The organism is Mesorhizobium sp. M0184 (assembly GCF_040322215.1).
Taxonomy (GTDB): domain Bacteria; phylum Pseudomonadota; class Alphaproteobacteria; order Rhizobiales; family Rhizobiaceae; genus Mesorhizobium.
The window spans coordinates 215,779-235,978 of record NZ_JAMYSZ010000001.1 but is presented as its reverse complement, the minus strand read 5'-3'; the positions used below and the strand labels follow the sequence as shown (position 1 = coordinate 235,978).

At 62.4% G+C, this 20,200-nt stretch carries 23 protein-coding genes and 1 tRNA gene; 9 read left to right on the top strand and 15 right to left on the bottom strand.

Annotated features, from left to right (window positions below; all coding sequences use genetic code 11):
- Positions 1 to 11: 11 nt before the first annotated feature.
- The 5 genes from NKJ23_RS01190 to NKJ23_RS01170 all read right to left on the bottom strand — a co-directional run bounded on the left by NKJ23_RS01190 (position 12) and on the right by NKJ23_RS01170 (position 3,516).
- Positions 12 to 761 carry an electron transfer flavoprotein subunit beta/FixA family protein gene (locus NKJ23_RS01190; RefSeq protein WP_352677731.1) on the bottom strand — a complete coding sequence of 250 codons (750 nt, stop codon included), beginning with the start codon at positions 759 to 761 and terminating at the stop codon, positions 12 to 14.
- A gap of 208 nt (positions 762 to 969) precedes the next feature.
- The gene (locus NKJ23_RS01185) at positions 970 to 1,773 is read right to left on the bottom strand and encodes a rhomboid family intramembrane serine protease (protein WP_352456677.1); all 804 of its coding nucleotides are present in this window, start codon (positions 1,771 to 1,773) and stop codon (positions 970 to 972) included.
- Positions 1,774 to 1,823: 50 nt separating this feature from the next.
- Entirely contained in the window at positions 1,824 to 2,405 is a 582-nt protein-coding gene (locus NKJ23_RS01180; protein WP_023677949.1) for a cob(I)yrinic acid a,c-diamide adenosyltransferase, read from the bottom strand.
- 29 nt (positions 2,406 to 2,434) lie between these two features.
- Positions 2,435 to 2,626, bottom strand: a complete 192-nt coding sequence (locus NKJ23_RS01175; RefSeq protein ID WP_023677950.1) for a twin transmembrane helix small protein — start codon at positions 2,624 to 2,626, stop codon at positions 2,435 to 2,437.
- Between the two features lie 23 nt (positions 2,627 to 2,649).
- Positions 2,650 to 3,516, bottom strand: a complete 867-nt coding sequence (locus tag NKJ23_RS01170; RefSeq protein ID WP_084641268.1) for an SDR family oxidoreductase — start codon at positions 3,514 to 3,516, stop codon at positions 2,650 to 2,652.
- Positions 3,517 to 3,573: 57 nt separating this feature from the next.
- Here NKJ23_RS01170 and NKJ23_RS01165 point away from each other — a divergent pair, with 57 nt between their 5' ends.
- Positions 3,574 to 4,428 (top strand): YihY/virulence factor BrkB family protein, encoded by an 855-nt coding sequence (locus NKJ23_RS01165; RefSeq protein WP_292656768.1) that lies wholly within the window; start codon positions 3,574 to 3,576, stop codon positions 4,426 to 4,428.
- Here the strand turns inward: NKJ23_RS01165 and NKJ23_RS01160 are convergent.
- Together NKJ23_RS01160 and gluQRS are read right to left on the bottom strand one after the other, a co-directional pair.
- Positions 4,395 to 5,285: a DMT family transporter gene (locus NKJ23_RS01160; protein ID WP_023677953.1), complete on the bottom strand. Its 891-nt coding sequence runs from the start codon at positions 5,283 to 5,285 to the stop codon at positions 4,395 to 4,397. The two genes, NKJ23_RS01165 and NKJ23_RS01160, sit on opposite strands and share 34 nt — an antisense overlap.
- 149 nt (positions 5,286 to 5,434) lie before the next feature.
- Positions 5,435 to 6,310, bottom strand: coding sequence for a tRNA glutamyl-Q(34) synthetase GluQRS (gluQRS, locus tag NKJ23_RS01155; protein ID WP_352677730.1), 876 nt, complete (start codon positions 6,308 to 6,310; stop codon positions 5,435 to 5,437).
- 121 nt (positions 6,311 to 6,431) lie between these two features.
- Here gluQRS and NKJ23_RS01150 point away from each other — a divergent pair, with 121 nt between their 5' ends.
- Both NKJ23_RS01150 and NKJ23_RS01145 read left to right on the top strand, forming a co-directional pair.
- Entirely contained in the window at positions 6,432 to 7,073 is a 642-nt protein-coding gene (locus NKJ23_RS01150) for a DNA-3-methyladenine glycosylase family protein (RefSeq protein WP_023677955.1), read from the top strand.
- Between the two features lie 129 nt (positions 7,074 to 7,202).
- On the top strand, positions 7,203 to 7,760 hold the full coding sequence (locus NKJ23_RS01145) for an HNH endonuclease (RefSeq protein ID WP_023677956.1): 558 nt from the start codon (positions 7,203 to 7,205) through the stop codon (positions 7,758 to 7,760).
- 151 nt (positions 7,761 to 7,911) lie between these two features.
- Here the strand turns inward: NKJ23_RS01145 and NKJ23_RS01140 are convergent, their stop codons facing one another.
- Complete coding sequence (locus tag NKJ23_RS01140) at positions 7,912 to 8,430, bottom strand: disulfide bond formation protein B (RefSeq protein WP_352677729.1); 519 nt, start codon at positions 8,428 to 8,430, stop codon at positions 7,912 to 7,914.
- A gap of 29 nt (positions 8,431 to 8,459) precedes the next feature.
- Positions 8,460 to 9,047: a YqaA family protein gene (locus NKJ23_RS01135; protein ID WP_023677958.1), complete on the bottom strand. Its 588-nt coding sequence runs from the start codon at positions 9,045 to 9,047 to the stop codon at positions 8,460 to 8,462.
- Positions 9,048 to 9,417: 370 nt separating this feature from the next.
- Here NKJ23_RS01135 and NKJ23_RS01130 point away from each other — a divergent pair, with 370 nt between their 5' ends.
- From NKJ23_RS01130 to NKJ23_RS01120, 3 genes are all read left to right on the top strand, one after another.
- Positions 9,418 to 11,277: an ABC transporter ATP-binding protein gene (locus NKJ23_RS01130; RefSeq protein WP_352634002.1), complete on the top strand. Its 1,860-nt coding sequence runs from the start codon at positions 9,418 to 9,420 to the stop codon at positions 11,275 to 11,277.
- A gap of 127 nt (positions 11,278 to 11,404) precedes the next feature.
- On the top strand, positions 11,405 to 12,184 hold the full coding sequence (locus NKJ23_RS01125; protein ID WP_352577190.1) for a CPBP family glutamic-type intramembrane protease: 780 nt from the start codon (positions 11,405 to 11,407) through the stop codon (positions 12,182 to 12,184).
- 158 nt (positions 12,185 to 12,342) lie between these two features.
- Positions 12,343 to 12,427: transfer RNA gene (locus NKJ23_RS01120), tRNA-Leu, on the top strand.
- Positions 12,428 to 12,616: 189 nt separating this feature from the next.
- On the opposite strand, the gene NKJ23_RS01115 is transcribed toward NKJ23_RS01120, so the two are convergent.
- Positions 12,617 to 13,048: a winged helix-turn-helix transcriptional regulator gene (locus NKJ23_RS01115; RefSeq protein ID WP_352456668.1), complete on the bottom strand. Its 432-nt coding sequence runs from the start codon at positions 13,046 to 13,048 to the stop codon at positions 12,617 to 12,619.
- A gap of 150 nt (positions 13,049 to 13,198) precedes the next feature.
- Here NKJ23_RS01115 and NKJ23_RS01110 point away from each other — a divergent pair, with 150 nt between their 5' ends.
- Both NKJ23_RS01110 and NKJ23_RS01105 read left to right on the top strand, forming a co-directional pair.
- Entirely contained in the window at positions 13,199 to 14,017 is an 819-nt protein-coding gene (locus tag NKJ23_RS01110) for an antibiotic biosynthesis monooxygenase (protein WP_352677727.1), read from the top strand.
- A 150-nt stretch (positions 14,018 to 14,167) separates the two neighbouring features.
- A complete protein-coding gene (locus NKJ23_RS01105) occupies positions 14,168 to 14,905 on the top strand; it encodes an SDR family NAD(P)-dependent oxidoreductase (RefSeq protein WP_352677725.1) in 738 nt (245 codons plus the stop codon).
- Between the two features lie 94 nt (positions 14,906 to 14,999).
- Here the strand turns inward: NKJ23_RS01105 and NKJ23_RS01100 are convergent, their stop codons facing one another.
- The 3 genes from NKJ23_RS01100 to NKJ23_RS01090 form a co-directional block, all read right to left on the bottom strand.
- The gene (locus NKJ23_RS01100; RefSeq protein WP_352577184.1) at positions 15,000 to 15,206 is read right to left on the bottom strand and encodes a sugar phosphorylase; all 207 of its coding nucleotides are present in this window, start codon (positions 15,204 to 15,206) and stop codon (positions 15,000 to 15,002) included.
- Between the two features lie 179 nt (positions 15,207 to 15,385).
- The gene (locus tag NKJ23_RS01095; protein WP_352677724.1) at positions 15,386 to 15,862 is read right to left on the bottom strand and encodes a hypothetical protein; all 477 of its coding nucleotides are present in this window, start codon (positions 15,860 to 15,862) and stop codon (positions 15,386 to 15,388) included.
- Between the two features lie 210 nt (positions 15,863 to 16,072).
- Positions 16,073 to 16,681, bottom strand: a complete 609-nt coding sequence (locus NKJ23_RS01090; RefSeq protein WP_352456665.1) for a hypothetical protein — start codon at positions 16,679 to 16,681, stop codon at positions 16,073 to 16,075.
- Positions 16,682 to 17,100: 419 nt separating this feature from the next.
- Between NKJ23_RS01090 and NKJ23_RS01085 the strand changes: the two genes are divergently transcribed.
- Complete coding sequence (locus tag NKJ23_RS01085) at positions 17,101 to 17,424, top strand: hypothetical protein (protein WP_352525213.1); 324 nt, start codon at positions 17,101 to 17,103, stop codon at positions 17,422 to 17,424.
- A 10-nt stretch (positions 17,425 to 17,434) separates the two neighbouring features.
- On the opposite strand, the gene NKJ23_RS01080 is transcribed toward NKJ23_RS01085, so the two are convergent.
- The gene (locus tag NKJ23_RS01080; protein WP_352677722.1) at positions 17,435 to 18,715 is read right to left on the bottom strand and encodes a GNAT family N-acetyltransferase; all 1,281 of its coding nucleotides are present in this window, start codon (positions 18,713 to 18,715) and stop codon (positions 17,435 to 17,437) included.
- Complete coding sequence (locus NKJ23_RS01075; RefSeq protein WP_352678078.1) at positions 18,715 to 20,115, bottom strand: lipopolysaccharide biosynthesis protein; 1,401 nt, start codon at positions 20,113 to 20,115, stop codon at positions 18,715 to 18,717. Before NKJ23_RS01075 ends, NKJ23_RS01080 begins: the two co-directional genes overlap by 1 nt.
- Between the last annotated feature and the right edge of the window lie 85 nt (positions 20,116 to 20,200).

Below are 20,200 nucleotides of genomic sequence, written 5' to 3'. Positions count from 1 at the left end.
CCTTCCTGGCCTTACAGCACGCCGGCTTCGTTTTTCAGCTTGTCTAACAGTTCGGCGACGCTCTTGACCTTGACGCCCGCCTTGCGGCCGCCCGGCTCCTCGGTCTTGATCACTTTAAGCCGCGGCTTGACGTCGGCGCCGTAATCGGCAGGGCTCTTCTCGTCGAGCGGCTTCTTCTTGGCCTTCATGATGTTGGGCAGAGACGCGTAGCGTGGCTGGTTCAGCCGCAAATCGGCCGTGACGATCGCCGGCATCTTCAGTTCCAGCGTCTGCAGGCCGCCATCGACCTCGCGCGTCACCGTGGCCTTGTCACCGTCGAGCACGATCTTGGAGGCGAAGGTGCCCTGCGCCCAGCCGAGAAGTGCGGCCAGCATCTGGCCGGTCTGGTTGGAATCGTCGTCGATCGCCTGCTTGCCGAGAATGACAAGGCCGGGCTGTTCTGCCTCGACGACGCCCTTCAGCACCTTGGCGACGCCCAGCGGCTCGGTCTGCTCGTCGGTCTTGACCAGGATGGCGCGGTCGGCGCCCATGGCGAGCGCCGTGCGCAAGGTCTCCTGTGCCTGCTGCGGCCCGATCGACACGACGATGATCTCTTCGGCCTTGCCAGTTTCCTTCAGCCGGATCGCCTCTTCGACCGCAATCTCGTCGAACGGGTTCATCGCCATCTTGACGTTGGCGAGTTCCACCGCCGAACCGTCCGCCTTCACCCGGACCTTGACGTTCGCATCCACAACCCGCTTCACGGGCACAAGGATCTTCATTTGCCTGTCACCTCTTTCACGATAGTCTCTTCACGCTCGTCGGGCGCGCTATAGCAGCGTGCACCTCTTCAGAGTTGTCGAAAGCCGACATTCCGGACGGAATTCTGGTCTTCGCCACGCCAGTAGGGTGGCGCTTCCGTAGTTGCGGCGACCCCGCGCGTCAATATCCGGGGCGCACTCGGATGCTCGGCGAAGCACTCAAATCGGTTCAGTCCGGACCGGAAACGGTCCCCCGGCCCCAGCGCGGCGCCGGCTGCGCAGGTTGTGGGTCGCTTGGCGCCGGCTCCACGGCTACGGGCACCGGACCGGCGACCACGGCCGGCTCCTCGTCTGCGCCGGCGAGTAGCGGTACGCCACGGCTGCGCAAGACAAGCACCAGCACGGCTCCAGCGATGATGCCGCCGATATGGCAGGCCCAGGAAACCTGATCCTCGCCCCCCTGGGCGAACATGAAGATCTGGAACAGAATCCACAGGATCAGCGGGATGAAGGCCGGGATGCGCAACGGGATGCGCGCGAAGACCAGCACCCATACCTTCACCCGCGGATAAAGGATCAGATAGGCGGCGACCACACCGGCGATGGCGCCCGACGCGCCAATCAGCGGCACCTGCGAATCCCAGGCAACCAGACCCTGGAAGAAAGCGCCGGCGATGGCGCAAAGCAGGTAGAAGACGAGGTAGCGGACATGGCCGAGTGCATCCTCGACATTGTCGCCGAACACCCACAGGAACAGCATGTTGCCGCCGAGGTGGAAGATATCCGCGTGCAGGAAGGAATAGGTCAGATAGCTCAGGCTCTCCGGAATGACGACAAATTGCGGAGCGAGCTCGACGCTGTCATGCACAACCGACGGGATGAAACCGAGGCCCAGCACCGCGGCGTTGGCGAAATCCTCGCCGCCCAGTGTGGTGACAAAGTAGATCAGCACGTTGAGCGCGATCAGGCTGATCGTCACATATTGCAGCTTGATGTGCCGCAGCCGGTTGGTGTCGTAAAGCGGGATAAACATCAGGCCTCTCCCGCTTCCAAAACCTGAAGATCGTGGATGACCCGGCAGATTCAGCGGTTCTTGCCGGGAACCCATAGCACGTCGGCATTTCCGTTGTCATTGACCGCGCGTGCGGCGACGAACAGAAAGTCCGAGACACGGTTGATGTATCTTATCGCCTCGCGGTTGACGTGCTCGTCCGGGTCTTGCGACAGCGCCACCATGATGCGCTCGGCGCGGCGGGCCACCGTGCGGGCGAGGTGAAGGGCAGCCGCTGCCGGCGTACCGCCGTTGAGCACGAAGGATTTGAGCGGCTCAAGGTCCTTGTTGAGGAGATCGATATCCTGTTCGATGCGGTCGGTCTGCGAGGCGATGATGCGCAACGGCTCGTAGTCGAGCGGCTTGCCATTATCGGGGACCGCCAGATCGGCGCCGAGATCGAAAAGGTCGTTCTGGATGCGGCCGAGCATCGCATCGATCGCCGGATTTACTGCCGCGGTATGAATGCGGGCCATGCCGATGCAGGCATTGGCCTCGTCGACCGTGCCGTAGGCGTCGATGCGAAGGTCGGATTTCAGCCGCCGCTCGCCAGAGCCGAGGCCTGTGGTGCCATCGTCGCCAGTGCGGGTGTAGATCTTGTTGAGCTTGACCACGGGTTACCTCCCGGCTGGTGGCTGCTGCGTCACTTACGGGTGAAATACACCGCCAGCATGATCAGCACCAAGGCCACGAACTGCAAGAGCACGCGCGTCTGCATCAGTTTGTTGGAGGTCATGCTGGAGCCGCCGCGCATCATGTTGATGAGGCCGCGGATCAGTACGATCACCACGGCGACCATAACGAGAACGGCGAGGATGTTGAAGACGGTTGCCATGGTGTGTTCCAGTTGGATTGCATTCAGGCGCGTTTGGCGAGCAGACGGTAGAGTGCCGATGACGGCAGGATGCGTTTAAGGATCGCGCCGATCCGGGCCGGCACAGTTACCACATAATGCGGGCGCGGGCGCCGCGACAGAAGCGCATGATGCAAGGCGGAATAAACCACCTCCGGCCCGGGCTTCAGCCGCGATGTGCTGCCGCCGGCCCGCAGCCGTTTGAGTTGCGCCGCATAGGCGAGGCGATGAACGGACTTCTCGTGATCGATATTTGCCAGGAACCACACAAGGCTGTTGCTGGCGATCTTCGATTTCACCGGCCCGGGCTCGATCAGCGAAACATGGATTCCGCTGCCGAGGAGTTCTTGGTAGAGGGACAGCATCAGCCCTTCGATAGCGTGCTTCGATGCCGAGTAGGCGCCGCGAAAAGGCACCGGCGCCAGGCCGAGGATCGACGAGCAATGAACGAGACGACCATGGCCTTGGCGGCGCATCACCGGTACGACACGGCGAGTGAGGTCATGCCAGCCAAAGACATTGGCCTCGAACTGCTGCCGTAAAGCCTCGACCGGCAGGTCCTCGACGGCGCCGGGCTGTCCGTAGGCGCCATTGTTGAAGAGCGCATCGAGCCGGCCGCCGGTCCGTTCCAGCACCGACGCCACCAGCGCCTCGATCGATCCGGGCTCGGTGTAGTCCAGATAAAAGGCCTCGATGCCGTCGGCCTCGAGCGCAGCGATGTCTTCGGGCTTTCGGGCCGTCGCGAACACCCGCCAGCCTTCCTTCTTAAGAGCATGGGCGCAATAGGCGCCTATACCGGAAGAGGCACCTGTGACAATGATGGTGCGCAACTCTTCTCCGGGAGGAATGGTGGTTTGACCTAGGGTTGTCATTTACCGCAAACCCTTCCCATATTCGCGGCGTCGGGACAATCGAAGGGAACGCGGTTCTTGTTGCGGAAGATCGTAGCCCTCAAACGCGTCCTCTACGACGCGCTCGGCCATTTCAACACCGACGACGGCTGGGCAATGGCCAGCCATCTGGCGATCACCGCGCTGATGGCGCTTTTTCCTTTCCTGATCTTCGCCACGACGCTGGCGAGTTTTTTCGGCGCGCAGGCTTTCGCCGACACCGCCGTGCACCTTGTGTTCGACACATGGCCCGAGCAGATCGCCAAACCGATCGCGCGCGAGGTGCTCAACGTGCTTACCGTCCGGCGCAGTGACCTGTTGACCTACGGTATCGTGCTTGCCGGATATTTCGCCTCTAACGGCATCGAGGCGCTGCGCACCTCGCTCAACCGGGCCTATCGTGTCTCGGAAACGCGCGGCATCATCTACCGGCGGGTGCAGAGCATCATCTTCGTGCTGATCGCGACGGCCGGGTTTTTGGCCATCAGCGTGCTGCTGGTCTTCGCGCCATTGCTGGCACGGCTGGCCGAGTCGCATTTCGAATGGATAAAACCCTATATGGGCACGATCACGCTGTGGCGTTACGTCATCGCCTCGGTAGTCATCATCGGCGGCCTGTTCGCCGTGCATTTCTGGTTGCCGGCCGGCAAGCGCCGCTTCGTTTCGATCGTGCCTGGCATCATCTTCACGCTGGTCGGCTGGCTCATCGGGTCGACCATCTTCGCCGCCTATCTCGATCATTTCTCGTCCTATGTGACGACCTATGCCGGCCTCGCCTCGATCATGATCGCCGTCGTGTTCCTCTATATCGTCTCAGCGATCTTCATCCTCGGTGGCGAGCTCAACGCCGCGATCAGCCGCTATTTAGAGGCGCGTGCCCGCGTCGGCGGCTGAGCCGTCGCCAGCCCGACGCCGAGCGTCGCGATCGCCATGCCGGCGATCTGGAGCGGGCTCAAGTGCTCACCGAACAATGCCCAGGCGATGACCGCGGTGACAGCCGGCACGAGGTAAAACAGCGAGGCGACCTTCGACATCTCGCCGTCGCGGATCATCACCATCAACAGGAAGATGGCGCCGATCGATAGCACCAGCACGAGCCAGGCCATGGCGAAGATCAGTTCGCCGTTGACGATGACCGTTCGGGTCTCGAAGGCGAGCGAGGCCAGAGCCATCACCGATGCGCCGCCGACATATTGCCAGAACGTGGCAGCCACCAGATCGCCGCCGGAAGCAAAGCGCTTCTGCCAGATGGTGCCGGCGCTCATGCCGAGTACCGAGACCAGCGAGGCGCCCAGTGTCTCGGCCGTCACGCCGCCGCCGAGCGCACCGAGCTTCGGCCAAAGCACGATCACCACGCCGATCAACCCGAGGCCGAGACCGGCCCAGTGGCGCGGCAGGATGGCCTCGCCGAGAAGCCGGCCGGCGAGCACTGCCGTGATCAGCGGCTGCAGGCCGACGATCAGGGCTGAAAGTCCGGCGGGCATGCCCCGGTGGATTGCCCAGAACACGCCGCCGAGATAGATGCCATGCATCAGGATGCCGGCACCGGTCGCGTGCAGCGCCTCATCGCGGGTGGCGCGGCTCGAACCAAGTGCGGCCATCAAAGCGACAAGCAGGATTGCGGCCAGGACAAAGCGCGCGGCCAGGAACGTAAAGGGCTCCGCCCACGGCATGGCATAGCGCGCGCCGATGAAGCCGGTCGCCCACAGGACGACGAAAGAGGCGGGGATGAACCGCTTGAGGCTGTGCATTTCCGGAGGCCGCGATGAATTCGGGTGAGGGATCGACTGCGGCGACTGCTTAATGCCGTTCGGGCCGGCAAGCAAAACCAAACGGTTGATCCATAGAGTCATTTGAATTGAAGGAGCGCCGTTGATGGCCGCGAGCTCACCGGTCTAGTCTAGAGACCGACCAGCCGCTTGAGATCGGCGGGCGATGCGCCCGCCTTACGCTGGGCGGCAAGGCCGGTATCGCCAAGGCTCTTCGACAGTTTTCGTCCGTCCGGGCCGAGGATCAGGCGATGGTGAAAATAGGCCGGCTGCGGCAGGCCAAGCAGTTGCTGAAGCAGCCGCTGCACGCTGGTCGCGGAATAAAGGTCCTGGCCGCGCACGACATGGCTGACGCCCTGCAGCGCGTCGTCCATGGTGACGGCGAGGTGATAACTGGTCGGGATTTCGCGGCGCGCCACGACCACGTCGCCCCAATCCTGCGGATGGGCTTCGACACGACGCGTCGCGGAGAGCGTCTCGTCCGTGTATTCGGCCCATGACAGGTCCTTGCCGGCGCGCGCTATTGCAGCATCGACGTCCAGCCGCCAGGCAAATGGCACATTTTCGGCGACGCGCCGCTTGCGTTCGCTCGCTGTCAACGCCTTGTCGGCGGCCGGATAGAGAGGCACGCCGTCCGGGTCGCGCGGCCAGTCGCGGCCACGCTTCTCGCTGTCGGCGATAAAGGCGCGGATCTCACTTCTGCTCATGAAGGCCGGGTAGACAAGTTCTTCCCTGATCAGCCGCTCGAGCATCGCCCGATATTCGGCAAAATGCTCGGACTGGCGGCGCACCGGTTCCTCCCAGCCAAGCCCCAGCCATTTCAGGTCGCGAAAAATGCCTGCCTCGAATTCCGGCGTGCAGCGCGTCGTGTCGATATCCTCGATGCGCAGCAGCAGGCGTCCGCCCGCCGCCTTTGCCAATTTCTGATTGAGCAGCGCCGAATAGGCATGGCCGAGATGCAGTTCGCCGTTCGGGCTCGGCGCGAAGCGGAATGTCAGCAGTGTCATTGTCCGGCGGCAATCGGGTTGTGTGGCGCTTTCGCCAATTGCTACTTTGCGCCGGTGGCGTCGCGCGTCCAGAGGGACACGTGACGAAGCGTGCGGCACTTTTGATTTTGGAACAAGCAGTATGCAACGCATCGCCAGTCTCGACGACATTGCGCAAGGGCTGGATAGGCTATGCTTACTCGACCCACGCCTGGAAAAAGTGCGCGGCATGGCCGGCGAGGTGCCGCTCAGGCTGTCGGAGCCGGGGTTCAGGAGCCTTGCTTCCATCGTCGTTTCGCAACAAGTGTCCCGCGCGAGCGCCGACGCCATCTTCGGCCGGCTGACGAGACTGCTCGATCCGCTGACGCCGCAGGCGATACTTGCCGCCGACGAGGCGATCTTCCGCGAGGCCGGGCTGTCGCGGCCCAAGCAGCGCGGCCTGGTTGCCGTCGCCCGGGCGGTGGCCGAGGGACTCGACCTCGATCACCTGTGCCGGCTCGATGCAAGCGAGGCGATCGCGGCCATGACCAAGGTGCCGGGCATCGGCTCGTGGACGGCTGAAGTCTACCTTTTGTTTGCCGCCGGACACCCAGATATCTTTCCGGCGCGCGACGTTGCATTGCAGAGCGCGGTCGGCCATGCGCTCGGCATCGACCCGCGTCCGCCGGAGAAAATGCTGATCCGGCTTGCCGAATCATGGAGCCCGTGGCGCGGTGTCGCATCGCGGCTTTTCTGGGCTTATTATCGCGAATTGAAGGGCAGGGATGCCGCGCCTCCGGCCTGAATCCGCAAAAAAGCATTGAAATCATGCGTTTTTGAGACCCGGCATGATCGACAATCCGCTTCACATCCCTGTCATGTCGGGCTTACAGTATCCGCGTCGACCGGTTCTAGGGTGAAGGAGGTCAACGACGTGACGGTTGCCGTATCTCCGGATGGGCTTCCAGCGCTGGTGCTGAATGCGGATTACCGTCCGCTCAGCTATTACCCCCTGTCGCTCTGGTCCTGGCAGGATGCCATCAAGGCGGTGTTCCTCGAGAGGGTGAACATCGTCGCCGAATACGAACACGCCGTCTCTTCACCGACCTTTTCGATGAAGCTGCCGAGCGTCGTCAGCCTGAAGGCTTACGTGAAGCCGTCGAGGCATCCGGCGTTTACCCGTTTCAACGTCTTCCTGCGTGACCGTTTCCAATGCCAATATTGCGGCACGCCGGACGATCTGACGTTCGACCATGTCATTCCTCGCCATCGCGGCGGCGCCACGACCTGGGAGAATGTCGTCGCTGCCTGCTCGCCCTGCAATCTGAGGAAGGGCGGCATGATGCCGGCCCACGCCAAGATGTGGCCGCTGCAGAAGCCCTACCAGCCGACGGTGCATGATTTGCATAATAACGGCCGGCTGTTCCCGCCCAACCATCTACACGAAAGCTGGATGGATTATCTGTACTGGGATGTCGAACTCGAACCATAGAGTTCGGCAGAAATCCGCCATGCCGGTCGCCTGACGCAGCTTTCTGCGCTTCCGGTGCTCACGTACTTTAGTACGCTCCGCTCCGGTTCTCGAAAGCCACGTCATGCACTCCGGCCTGACGAATTTCTGGACGAACTCTGCGTTGTGCCGATCAGTCGCGGGCGAAGGCGCTGCGGAAGGCTACGACTGCCAGGACAAAGCTGGCGATGACGTTCCAGCCGGCCAGCGACAGGCCGAGGATGCGGAGCGCCGCCTTGTCGCAGGAGGGCGGGACGAATTTGTCGAGCGCATCGAGCACGCCCTTGCCGCCGGTGTCCACCGGCCCGGCGGCTGCGGTGCAATCGGTCGGGCCTGGCCACCACGCCCATTCGACGCCGGAGTGATAAACGCCGAGATAGCCGCCGTAGAGCATCAGCAGGCCGCCAATGGCCAGCAGGCCACGGCTTACCCAGGCTGGCGCCTGAAGAGCCGACGCAAGCACCGCCAGCAGCATCAAGGGCACGCCGACGTAGTAAGGCGTGCGCTGCTCGAGGCAGAGCTTGCAGGGGATGTAGCCGCCGAGATACTGGAAGGCCAGCGCCGAGCCGACCGTGGCGGCCATGGCGACAGCGAGGAACAGGGCGGTGCGCAGCCGCTGGCGTCCGGTATCGGCATTCACGGTCGCTGTCATCGGACTCAGTCCATTCGGTTCGATGCCGTTCAGACGGCGTATTTGACGACGATATAGAGCAAAATCAGGGCAGCGGCGGCGGCGCCTGCAATCTGGCCGAGGCGCTTTTCGATGAAGTGGCGGATCGGCTCGCCATAGCGGCGCAAGAGCCACGCGAGAAACAGGAAGCGAGCACCGCGCGCCACGATTGCCAGCACGATGAACAGCAGCAAAGGAACACCGATGACGCCCGACAGGATCGTCACAACCTTGATCGGCGGCAGATGGGCGAGGCCGGAGGTGACCAGCATCAGGATGATGAAGCCGACACCCGATGAGACGCGCATCGCCTCGAACTCGTCATATTTGCCATAAAATTCGAGGATCGGCCGCGCCACCGCATCATAGGCATAATGGCCGATGAACCAGCCGGCGATGCCGCCCAGCACCGAGGCAACGGTGGCGACCAGCGCGTAACGATAGGCGCGATCCGGCCGCGACAGCGCCATCGGCAGATAGAGGACGTCGGCCGGCACCAGGAACACCGAGCTCTCGACGAAGGCGATGAAGGCCAGCCACCATTCGGCGGATTTGCTCGCCGCCAGCGACAAGGTCCAGTCGTAAAGTCCGCGAAGCATCGGCACTCCTAATGCACGCCCAAACCAGAAGCGGTCTTGGGATCACGACATGTACAAACAAGACTTGGAAGCGCCCCGCATCAACCTCGTCGGACAAGGTGCGCTTCAATGACATGCGCCGCCTGTCTAGAAAGATTTTCCGCGCTGCACAATGGCAGCTGCTTCACGAAATCGAAAGGCTGAGGCTTGAGCGAGCCCAGATTTCGGGAATTGGCCAGTTGACGAACAGGCCATGGCGTCGAACACTTGCCCGCTGAAGTGCGTCAAGGCAGTTTCCAATTACATCGTGGGTTTTCCGGTCGAACACGATCCGTGTTTAAATACCGGCGATTCCTGTCGCATCCTCTCTCCCTGCTTCGCCCTTTGCGCCATGTCGTTGTCTGATTTCATTTATCGCCCTTTTGAAAAGCTCATCCGCCCGCTGGATATTCCACCCGCGCCGCTGCCTGCGAGCGGGCCGTTTGCACTGCTCCTGCATTTTGCGCGGATGTTCCGCGGCACCCTTGCGGCCATTACCGTCCTGATGATGGCGGTCGAGGGGATCAACCTTGCGACGATTTGGGGGGCCTCGTTCGTCGTCGATGGGGTGAGCGCGAAGGGCGCGGCGGTTTTCCTGCAGGAGGACTGGCCGACGCTGGTCGTGCTCGGCGTGCTGGTTTTCCCCGTGCTGCCGTTGCTCATCTTCGTGGGCAATGCGCTGAACTCGCAGACGGTGGCCGTATGCATGCCGGCGGCGATGCAGTGGCAGGGCCACAAGGCGGTGGAACGTCAGGATCTTGCCTTCTTCCACGACCTCTTCGCAGGTCAGGTGGCGTCGCGCATTTCGCAAGTCGCATCCGCCGTGCAGCAGCAGATCGTCGTGGCCTTCTACAGAATACCGCTGTTTCTGGTGCAACTCGTCGGGTCGCTCGTTCTGCTTGGCGCGTTGTCCTGGCCGCTGGCGCTTCCGGTTTTCCTCTGGATCTCCGCCAACATCGCCATTGCGGTGGTGGCGGTACCCCAATATTCCGAGCGGTCGCGCCGCTCGGCGCGGGGGCGAAGCCTCGTGGTCGGCGCCATGACCGACCTCTACAGCAACATTCAGATGGTCAAGCTGTTTGCGGCGGAAGACAGCGAGGCGGGCGCGATGCGGACCGTGATGGAAAACGCCATCGAGACCCAGCAGCGCGAAAGGCGCATCTATCTGACGACCGATATGGGCGTCGTCCTGCTCAACGTTGCCCTCTTTCTCACCAACGTTGCCATAGGGCTCTGGGGATTTGTCGCCGGCTTCGTCACGGTTGGTCAGTTCGCCGCTTCGATCGCCATCGTGCAGCGGCTCAATGCCAACTCCCGTGCCTTCCTGCAGATGGGCCAGCAGATTTTCCAGGCGGTGGGCACGATCCGCGACGCAATGCCGGTCGTGACGACGCCGCCGACCATAAAAGACGCGCCGAACGCCAAGCCGCTCGACGTCACGGCCGGCGAAGTCGAGTTCAAGAACATCCAGTTCGAATACCGCGAGGGGCAACGGGTGATCGAAGACCTGTCTCTCACCGTGCGCGCCGGCGAGAAGGTCGGGCTCGTCGGCCTCTCCGGGGCCGGCAAGTCGACCCTTGTCAGCCTGCTCCTGAGGTTCTTCGAGCTGAAGGGCGGCGCGATCCTGATCGATGGGCAGGATCTCCGCAGCGTGACCCAGGCCAGCCTTCGGGAGAGCATCGGCGTCGTCACCCAGGACGTCTCACTGCTGCATCGCTCCGTCGGCGACAACATCCGTTATGGCCGGCCCGATGCCCCGCCGGAGGCGTTGGAGCGCGCCGCGATGCTGGCCGAGGCCGACGGCTTCATCGCCGATCTCAGAGATGGCGAAGGCCGCACCGGCTACGACGCTTTCGTCGGCGACCGCGGGGTGAAACTTTCCGGCGGCCAGCGTCAGCGCGTCGCGATCGCCCGGGTGTTGCTCAAGGACGCGCCAATCCTGGTTCTCGATGAGGCGACGTCCGCATTGGACAGCGAGGCCGAGGCGGCGGTCCAGGACAAGCTCGCTCTTCTGATGGAAGGCAAAACTGTGATCGCCATCGCCCATCGCCTGTCGACGATTGCCAGGATGGACCGGATCGTCGTCCTCGACAAAGGCCGCATCGTCGAGGAGGGAAAACCATCGGCGCTGCTGGAGCGCGACGGGCTCTATGCCCGACTGTGGAAGCTTCAGACCGGCGGCTATATTGCCGACGCCCTCGAGGAGATGTGAGCCGCCCTCGGTGATGATGTTTTTGCTCATGGCCGGCTCGATACATTCTGCTTTCACTCCGGAAACCGGACTTGGCTGAACTCGTTTCCACCATAACGTTCGGAAGCCGATCCCAACTTCATCGATCATGAGCGAAGCCATAATCCCGAACTCCCGTGCCGCCATTCTCGAGCGGCGATCTGCCGGCGCGCTGACATGGTCCGGCCCCGCCCTGATGTTGTTCGCGCGGTCGGCTTTCGCTGTTGCCGCGCAGGGCCTGGTTGCGGCCGTGTACGCTGCGCACGGTTCGGCGACGCCCTGGCGCGACGCAGGGGCTTGGCTGCCGGTATACGGCAGCTTGATCGACGCGGGCTGCCTTGGACTCCTTTGGTGCCTTGCGCGGCGCGAGGGCATCACGTTGCTCGATTTGGTCGGTTTCGATCGCAACCGCTTGGGGCGCGATCTGTTGTTGGGCGTTGCGCTCATCCTCCCGAGCCTCGTTTTCATCTACGTTGGGATCACCGCCAGCAGCCTGTTGGTCTATGGCAACCCTGACGCACCGCAAATATACGGACCTTTGCCGCTCTTGCCTGCGCTCTACGGGGTGCTGATCTTTCCGTTGGTCTGGGGCATTACGGAGCAGACCACCTATAACGGCTATCTTCTGCCGCGTTTCCAAGTCTTGTCGGGAAGCACGGGATTTGCCGTTGCCGTCGTAGCGTTTTCCTGGTCGTTTCAGCATGCGGTGATGCCGCTGACGTTCGACCCGCATTTCATGCTCTACCGGCTCTTGGCACCCATCGCGCATTCGACATTCATCACCCTCGTGTACCTGCGCGTGCGCCGCATCCTGCCGCTGGCGACGGCGCATTGGCTCATGGATGGGGCGTCGGTATTCATCGGCATTCTGTGGCCGCTGTTGCGGTAGAAGGGTTCAAACGGGCTGAGATGCCCACTTTAGACCGAAGCCTCCGATCGACGAAATCGAAAGCCTAGGCTTGGGCTAGATAGGTTCTCGGGAATTGGCCAGTTGACGAACAGGCCTCCAGCCGTATAGTCCGCGCCCATCCAGGCCGCCCGGCCTGAGCCCCTATGGCGGAATTGGTAGACGCGCTCGACTCAAAATCGAGTTCCGCAAGGAGTGCTGGTTCGATCCCGGCTAGGGGCACCATTTCCTAAAATTCCCACGCCATTTCCTGTTAAATCCAATGGCGTGGGTGGGATCGTCCAACCCACTGAATGGTTGCACCTCGCCTATTGCCGCAAGCAATCTGGAGAGTTGAGCTATGCGGTAACATTATGGCACGATGCGAAACAGCTTCGTCTTGGATCGTGCTGCGGGCCGGAGCCGCCGCCGTGCCTAGCGCAGGGCCGCCACGACGTCGGCGAAGTCGGCCCGCTTGCCATTGCCGGCGCGACGCAATTGCACCTCGACCGGCTTGCCGTCGGATTGGTCGCAGTAGACGATGGGTCCGGGCCGCACCCATTTGTCGCCCCACTCGGTCAGCGCGATAATGACCGTTTTGAATTCCAGCCCCTTCCGGGTCAGGACGTAGTCGGCCTGCTCGCCGGCGGCACCCGGGCGACGGTCCATCAGGCCGGCCTCGACGAAATCCTCGAGGCGCTTGGCCAGGATGTTGGTGGCGATCCCCAGGCTCTTCTGGAATTGCGAAAAGCGCGTGCAGCCGCCGAATATCGCGTCGCGCAGGATCAACAGGCTCCAGCGCTCGCCGACCAGTTCCAGGGCGCGTGAGGCCGAGCAGTTTTGTTTTTCATAGAGACGACCAAGCATGGTGTGAACATACCCTATTGACTTGCATCATGCAAGTATGCATTGTGCTTGCATGATGCAAGCGACAGAGGTCGAGAGAGTGTCGCTCCACTTCATCGCCCGAGATTTCGGGTGTCCATCAACCAATCAGATCCAGACAGGAGATATGTTATGAAAAAGGAAGAAGATTACACGACGTCATTCGTCGTTAAGCAAAGCCCCGAAGAGGTTTTTGCCGCGGTTGTCAATCCGCGCGCCTGGTGGTCCGAAGACATCGATGGCGATACCAATAAGCTCGGTGCGATATTCTACTATCATTTCAAGGATATCCACCGCGGCACGTTCAAGGTCACGGAGCTTGTGCCCGGCAAGAAGGTCGTCTGGCACGTCGCTCAGAACTACTTCAACTTCGTCAAGGATGCGACCGAGTGGACTGGCACGGACGTGGTCTTCGAGATCGCGCCGACCGATAAGGGGACCGAACTGCGTTTCACCCATGTCGGGCTGAAGCCGAGTGAAGAATGCTACGATGTCTGCCATGACTCGTGGCGCTTCTATGTCGCGAGTCTCCGCGACCTGATTTCGACGGGCAAGGGGCAACCCAACAAGGGCGAAGACAACGCCAACCCAACGGTTGTGCCGCAAAACGAGGATACCCGCACCGCCGAGCGCAAGGCGGCAGGCGATGGCGCCGGGATGATCGTCATGACGACGGCAGCGGCGAAGCCCGGCATCGAAAGCAAGGTGCGGAATGCCCTGCGGGACGTGGCGGGGGCGGCCCGCAAGCAAAGCGGGTGCATCGACTATAGCGTCTTTCGCTCGGAGGCAGAGCCCAACGTTACCATCTGCGTCGAGCGCTGGGCATCGAAGCAGGAGCGCGACGCTTTTCTACGCTCGGCGGACGCGAAGAATTTCGTTTCGGCAATCACCGGTGCCTTCCTGGAGCGGCCTTCGCCGATCTCCTACACGACATTGGAAGTCGGGTCCTAGTTGCAAGGGTTCGCCCGGCGATAGCGCCGGCTGCCCTGGAGCAATGCAACGGGGGAGACGGCGTCCAAGCGTGGGAACAGAAAATCATAGCCTACTTGCATGATGCAAGAACGAATGGCTTGCATTCATGCAAGAGGAGGAGAGATCGCTATGCCGAAATCGATGGAAGTCACAAACAAAGCCGTTCTCGTGACCGGGACCAATCGCGGCCTCGGCAAGGCGCTGGTCGAGGAAATATTGAGGCGGGGTGCGAACCGGGTCTATGCCGGCGCGCGCAAACCGCTCGCACACGCGGATCGGCGCGTCACGCCGCTGATCCTGGACGTGACCGATGCGGTGCAGATTGGGGCGGCTGTCGAGCGGATCGGGTCTCTCGACATTCTCATCAACAACGCCGGCATCGGGCTCTACGACGATCTTGGCGATCGTGCTGCGCTCGAGCGACACCTCGCCGTCAACCTGCTCGGCGTGCATGGCGTAACCCACGCATTCCTGCCGCTGCTCACGCATTCGCGCGGCGCCGTGGTCAACATCCTGTCGGAAGCGGCTCTCGTTCCGTTCCCGATTATTCCGTCTTACTCACTGTCGAAGGCCGCCGCGTTTTCCATGACGCAATCGCTACGTGCTCTCGCCGGCGCTCGTGGCGTGAGCGTTCATGCAGTCCTGTCCGGTCCCATAGACACCGACATGAGCAGAGACGCCGATATACCGAAGAGCTCCGCGGAGAGCGTTGCGAAAGGCATCCTGGACGGCATGGCGCGAGGGGAAGAGGAAATCTTCCCTGATCCAAAATCGGCATCCATGGCCGAGAGCTGGCGCGGCAGCGCGTTCAAAGCGCTCGAACGCCAAATGGCGGCTTTTGTCCAAGCCATGCCCACCAAGCCATAGGCGACCGCCGCCATCGATACGCTGCCAGCATTCGCAATTCAGCACCCCACAGTGGAGCGGAACATCATGCTGTTGAACGCAACTTCCCCGGTTTTCACCAGCGGATCACGATGACTTTGTCGGTCCCGTTGGCGAGTTCGACAGCTTCGGTGCCATCCGGTTTGCGGCTTTGGATTCTGGCGCTCTCGACAGCTTCAACGCCAACAACGTTGACTGCAAAGGCTTCATCGATTTCGGCGGCACAGACCAAGGTGTCCGGCGGCAGGTCCTTTATTTGATCCAACAACTCGCGAAGCTTCATGGTCGAATCTCCTTGGCGATAGCAGGAATGAGCAGCACGCTTTCGCCGCACATTCGGAACCATGTCGCTTGAGAAAGGTTCCCGATGGGGTGGAGACCCCGCGGAATGGGACGCGCGCGGCGATCCGCCCCGTCGCGACGTGCACGCGCAGTGCCAAGCATCTGTCTCAAATCCTGTTCCTAATGCTGCCGGCGCAATTCCTTGTTGATCATGCCGCCCATCGCTAGACCGACCGCCATCACCGCAAAAGTCGCCGCGATAGATCGCTTCGGCAGCACCGTCTCCCAACCTGGCGTCAACCGCTTCGGCACGAAGCCATAATCTGTTGCCGCGGCAATGGCCGCTGCCGCCAACGCATCGCGAAATATCAGAAGCGACGGACGCGGCGGCCTCGAGGCGAGCCATAGTTCGAAGAGGAATGCCCAGAACATGGAGGAAGCGTGATGCGTGCCATAGCCGACGAGCGTGTGCGCCACGTCACCGCGCCGCACCGACGCGGCCTGTTCGCCGTAGAGCCAGTGGCTGGTCGCATTCGTGGGCTGCAGGGTGCCTTTACCTTCCCGCCTGGCAAGCAGGGCCAGCGCAGCTGTTGTGGCGAAGCTGACGATCGTACCCGAAACGGCTGCGGACAATCCTGTCTGGATCAGACTTTTCACTTGGTCCTCCGTCGTTTCGCGGTCGGCTCCTTGGAACGCCTTTGTCAATCCGCGGCAGTCTCGTGCCGTCGTTGCCAAACGGCAAAACGAGTCCGAAGTTCCGGGAACGGACTTTTGGTTGGACGTTATCCCAGAAGCGTCCTCTGGGATAACGCCATTGAAGTCCGGCTGCCTTTCCTCGCAAGCTACGGATCGTACCCTGAGCCGCTATTACATCGGCCCCGGCACCATCTTGGTCGGCTGCTCAGGCATCGGAAACGGATAGTTGTCGCATTTCACGTCCGGGTTCGTCGGGCTGAACATTCCGAGCGGGTTGTCCTTGAACAGCCAGGCGTGAAGGTCGTAGTGGTGGAACTCCTTCGGGATGAGCGGATAATGCCCCTCCATCGGCCCCTGGAATGTCTGGCCGAAGAGCTTCGGCGGCTCCTTTGTGTCCGGCGTCAAGGGCACGAGCCATTCCGCGCCGACCAGGCGCAATTCGCCGCCGACCGGCTCATAGATCAGCACATTGGGGCGCGTCGGATCCGCGGTCGGGCCGACAGTCGTGACGTTGACGAAATGGATGCCCATCGCGCCCTTAGGGTAGTCCATCGCCCCCTCTACCTTTTCGCCGCTGTAGAAGACGCATCCTACCGTCGATAGATAAAGCTCGCGAATGGCAACCTTGTAGTCTTCATACCTGGACAGCGATTTACGCAGGGCATCGATCTCGGCTTTGTCGGGTTCGGCCGCCCGAGGAGTGGCGGCGTTCAGACACGCGCCAATGAGTCCTGCCAAGGTGAGGATACCGACACGCCTGAGGTGAGTTGTTTTCATCATGCATTCCTCCCAGATTTTTTTCTTCTGGCCGTGCAGGACCGAGGCGGCAGTGATGCTGGACGCGCGGCCGTAATTGATCGCCTCATCCCGGTTGGGACTGCGTCGATGCTAATCCTTTCCGCTGATCGGGAGAATTAACCCTGACGACCTAGGCCCGAGAGAGCCCAGCCCATGGCGCGGGAAGACCCCAGACGGACAGAAACCAGAACAGGTTGGGCCTCGGCGTTATTTTGCTGGACATTGATTTGGCCGCAGCCGGGAAGCAGCATTGCCTACGCCTCGAAAGGGTATCGGGAAACGCCCGCTTCACTATATTAGTGTGCGCTAATGATATATGATTGCCGCAAGTGTCATTGGCGTTTGGAGCCGTTCGGGTGCACGCGGTCGGAAATCGATGGATGGAGGCCAGCTTGGCAGGCGTGATCGCCACGGCTGCAGCACTTGGGAGTGTTTCGGCATTTGCGCATAGTTCCGATGGCGGTTGGACCTATCCACCGGCCTGCTGTCACGGCGATCCGCTGACAGGAGAGTGCGGCAAGATTCCCAGCATAACCGTCACACCGCGGCCAGATGGCTACGTGATCGTTTTGCGGCCAGGCGACCACCAGAAGGTCACTCATCAGGACCGATATTTTGTCCCCTACGATAGCGTAATTCCGTCCGGCGACGACAATTTTCACATCTGCCTTCATCCGACCGAAGAACACGAAAACTGCTTCTTCGCGCCGGCAGACGCGATTTAGGCGAATACTCCTACCGGCGGCGCAACAGGCTCTTCATCCGGTTGCGCAGCAGGCGCGCCATGTTGCGGGTCTCGCGATAGAGGTGAAGCTGCGAGGCCGCCTGGCGGGCGGGGCGGTCGGCGTCCGGCGTCAACCCGATCACCAGCGTGCCCATCGGCTTGCGTTCGCTCCACAGCCGGCTCATCACCGGATGGTCGGGCACCGCGCAGGAATCGGTCATCATGATGTTGGGGTCGTCGAGATGCTGCCTGGTCACCTCGATCATCAGCAGCGTGCCCGGCGAATAGGCAGCGAGCGTCTCGTCATAGGCGGTCTTCCAGGTGTAGGCGACGCCGGCCTCGACGAAGACGACCAGGCAGGCGATGGTGCGGCCGTCGAGCGTCAGCGAATGGATGCGGCAGAGATCCTGCTCGGCCAGCCGGTGCACCGCTTCGCGGGCGAAGGCGGCGCGGTAGCGGTCGATGGCCATGGCGGTGCGCTCGCGGCCCTTCCAGCCGGCAGCCTCCAGCGTCAGGAAATTTTCGATGGCGTGGCGGATCTCGTCAGGCCCGCGCGCCACGACATGCTCCAGCCGGCCGAGGTCGGCGAGGCGGCGCTTCAGGCGGCGGAACTCGCGATAATGGTGCGCGCGCAGCGAAGCTTTCAGATATTCCTCGCCATCGAGCTCGCTTTCGAGCACCGGGCGCTCGGCCTTGCCGGTGGTGACCAGCGTCAGGCCGCGCGTTTCGGCGACGCTGGCGAGCAGGCTGGCCACCGGGCCGTCCAGCCTTATGTCGGGCAGCACGAAGACCTTCGGCAGCTTGAGATGCGGCCTCGACAGCATCGAGAAGAAATCCTCGATGACGCCGATCGGATCGTCGCGGTCGACCAATGGCGTGCCGATCGGGCCGAACGGGCTCGACCAGGTGCGCATGACGGGAACGCCGAGCGGCACCATCGGCCGCTCGACCGAGAACGGCACCAGCAGGCGCAGCCGGTTGCGATACTGGTCACCGTCCCGGATGACGGCCAGCCGCACCTCGCGGTCCTCGAGCCTGGGCATGGCCGGCGCCAGGAAGCGCGGATTGAAGAAGACGTTGGGCTCGATCGTGCGGGTACAGAGATAGTCGAGCTCCTCGACCAGGTCGAAGCCGGCGGAGGCCGGATAGATGGCAAGCTTGCGCTCGGGCCGGTTGTTGGCGAGGATCTCGACATGGGCGGGATCGGCTTCGCGGGCAAGCCCGGCAAGGCCGGACACCATGGCGCCGGCCGGGCCGCCGCTGGTTTCCTCGAGCAAGGGGACGGCAGCCATCAGGCAGCTCCTTTGGCGGGCACGAAAATGACCATGGCGATGCCGAGCTTGCGCCAGACCGTAAAGGACAGCGCGCCGGCCTCGAAGATCATGGCGAAGACGGTGGCCATCGCCGCGCCCCACAAGCCGAAGAGCGGGATCAGCACGACGCTAAGCGCGATATTGAAGGCCAGCGTCATGGCATAGACAGCGGCACAGATATTCTGGTTGCCGCTCATGGTGAGCAGGCTTTCGCAAGGGCCGACGGCGGCCCGCGCGACGACGCCGAACACCAGCAGGAACAGCAGCGGATAGCCGGCGGAAAATTCCGGGCCGAACAGGGTCAGCATCGGCTCGCCCAGGGCCAGCACGAGCAGCGCCATCGCCAGCGACGGCCAGAAGGTCCACGACACGGTTTCGCGGGCGAAGGCGGCGAGCTTTTGCGGCTCGCCATGGGTGAACTGCGCATAGCGCTGGGCGACGCCGGCCTTGACCGCGAAATAGACGAAATGCACCAGCGCCAGCGTCTTGACGGTGGCGAAATAGACGGCGACGTCGTTGGGATCGAGATAGGCGCCGACCATCAGCACGTCGGCACTGGTGAGCAGGAAGAAGAAGCTCTCGACCAGGAAGATCGGCAGCGAGACGATGAACCATTGGCCGAAATGCAGCTTCATCGGCCCGGCCGGGATCCTTTTGTCGATGCGCGAGGTGACGCCGACGAGCTGACCGAGCGTGGTGGCGTAGGTGGCGGCGATCGCGGCGAAGATCGCCGTTCTGGCGTCCGGCGCGTAGCCCGCCAGCAGCATCAGCGCCATGAACGCCAGGATCAACAGCGGCCGCACCAGGAATGTCGGCGACAGCGCAAACAGCGCCCAGGAATTGGCCCGCGCCAGCCCTTGCAGCAGGTCGGACATGGCGATCATCGGCAGGCAGATGATGCCGAGGATGAACGGCACGACATAATAGTTCTCGATAAAGGGCGACAGTAGCCAGACGCCGAGCGCGCCGAGGCCGGCGATCACCGTCGAGGCAACCAGCACGAACAGCCGGCTGGCCCGCACGATGCCGCGCAATTCGGCCATCATGCCGCGCTCGCGATATTCGGGAATGAAGCGGATGATCGAGGTGTGGAAGCCGAGGCAGGCGAGATTGCCGACGATGACCATCGTCACCCACACGAGCACGAAAATGCCGTATTCGAACGAGCCCATCCAGCGCGCCATCAAAACCTGGCTGACGAAGGCGATGACGGCGCTGACGATGCGGACCGAAAAGGCGATCAGCGACATGCGGCCGGCCTCGCCGCGCGCGCCGGCGCTGAACAGCACGGCATCGATCAGGCCAAGCAGCGGCCTTATGCGCAGCGCAAGGCGCTGCGGCAGGAACCGCCCGGCTGTCGTCGCCGCGGAAAAGCGCACCCCGATCACACTCCGTTTTCCGCCAATTTACAGGGGTGGGGTGTAGCGGAGACACATTAAGAAACGGTTGGGTGAGCTTTCCTTC

Bases quoted from the DNA above. Each gene is read 5' to 3' on its own strand.
- NKJ23_RS01190 (WP_352677731.1), bottom strand. From the start codon at position 761: ATGAAGATCCTTGTGCCCGTGAAGCGGGTTGTGGATGCGAACGTCAAG.
- NKJ23_RS01185 (WP_352456677.1), bottom strand. From the start codon at position 1,773: ATGTTTATCCCGCTTTACGACACCAACCGGCTGCGGCACATCAAGCTG.
- NKJ23_RS01175 (WP_023677950.1), bottom strand. From the start codon at position 2,626: ATGGCAACCGTCTTCAACATCCTCGCCGTTCTCGTTATGGTCGCCGTG.
- NKJ23_RS01170 (WP_084641268.1), bottom strand. From the start codon at position 3,516: ATGACAACCCTAGGTCAAACCACCATTCCTCCCGGAGAAGAGTTGCGC.
- NKJ23_RS01160 (WP_023677953.1), bottom strand. From the start codon at position 5,285: ATGCACAGCCTCAAGCGGTTCATCCCCGCCTCTTTCGTCGTCCTGTGG.
- gluQRS (WP_352677730.1), bottom strand. From the start codon at position 6,310: ATGACACTGCTGACATTCCGCTTCGCGCCGAGCCCGAACGGCGAACTG.
- NKJ23_RS01150 (WP_023677955.1), top strand. From the start codon at position 6,432: ATGCAACGCATCGCCAGTCTCGACGACATTGCGCAAGGGCTGGATAGG.
- NKJ23_RS01140 (WP_352677729.1), bottom strand. From the start codon at position 8,430: ATGACAGCGACCGTGAATGCCGATACCGGACGCCAGCGGCTGCGCACC.
- NKJ23_RS01135 (WP_023677958.1), bottom strand. From the start codon at position 9,047: ATGCTTCGCGGACTTTACGACTGGACCTTGTCGCTGGCGGCGAGCAAA.
- NKJ23_RS01130 (WP_352634002.1), top strand. From the start codon at position 9,418: ATGTCGTTGTCTGATTTCATTTATCGCCCTTTTGAAAAGCTCATCCGC.
- NKJ23_RS01125 (WP_352577190.1), top strand. From the start codon at position 11,405: ATGAGCGAAGCCATAATCCCGAACTCCCGTGCCGCCATTCTCGAGCGG.
- NKJ23_RS01115 (WP_352456668.1), bottom strand. From the start codon at position 13,048: ATGCTTGGTCGTCTCTATGAAAAACAAAACTGCTCGGCCTCACGCGCC.
- NKJ23_RS01110 (WP_352677727.1), top strand. From the start codon at position 13,199: ATGAAAAAGGAAGAAGATTACACGACGTCATTCGTCGTTAAGCAAAGC.
- NKJ23_RS01105 (WP_352677725.1), top strand. From the start codon at position 14,168: ATGCCGAAATCGATGGAAGTCACAAACAAAGCCGTTCTCGTGACCGGG.
- NKJ23_RS01100 (WP_352577184.1), bottom strand. From the start codon at position 15,206: ATGAAGCTTCGCGAGTTGTTGGATCAAATAAAGGACCTGCCGCCGGAC.
- NKJ23_RS01090 (WP_352456665.1), bottom strand. From the start codon at position 16,681: ATGATGAAAACAACTCACCTCAGGCGTGTCGGTATCCTCACCTTGGCA.
- NKJ23_RS01080 (WP_352677722.1), bottom strand. From the start codon at position 18,715: ATGGCTGCCGTCCCCTTGCTCGAGGAAACCAGCGGCGGCCCGGCCGGC.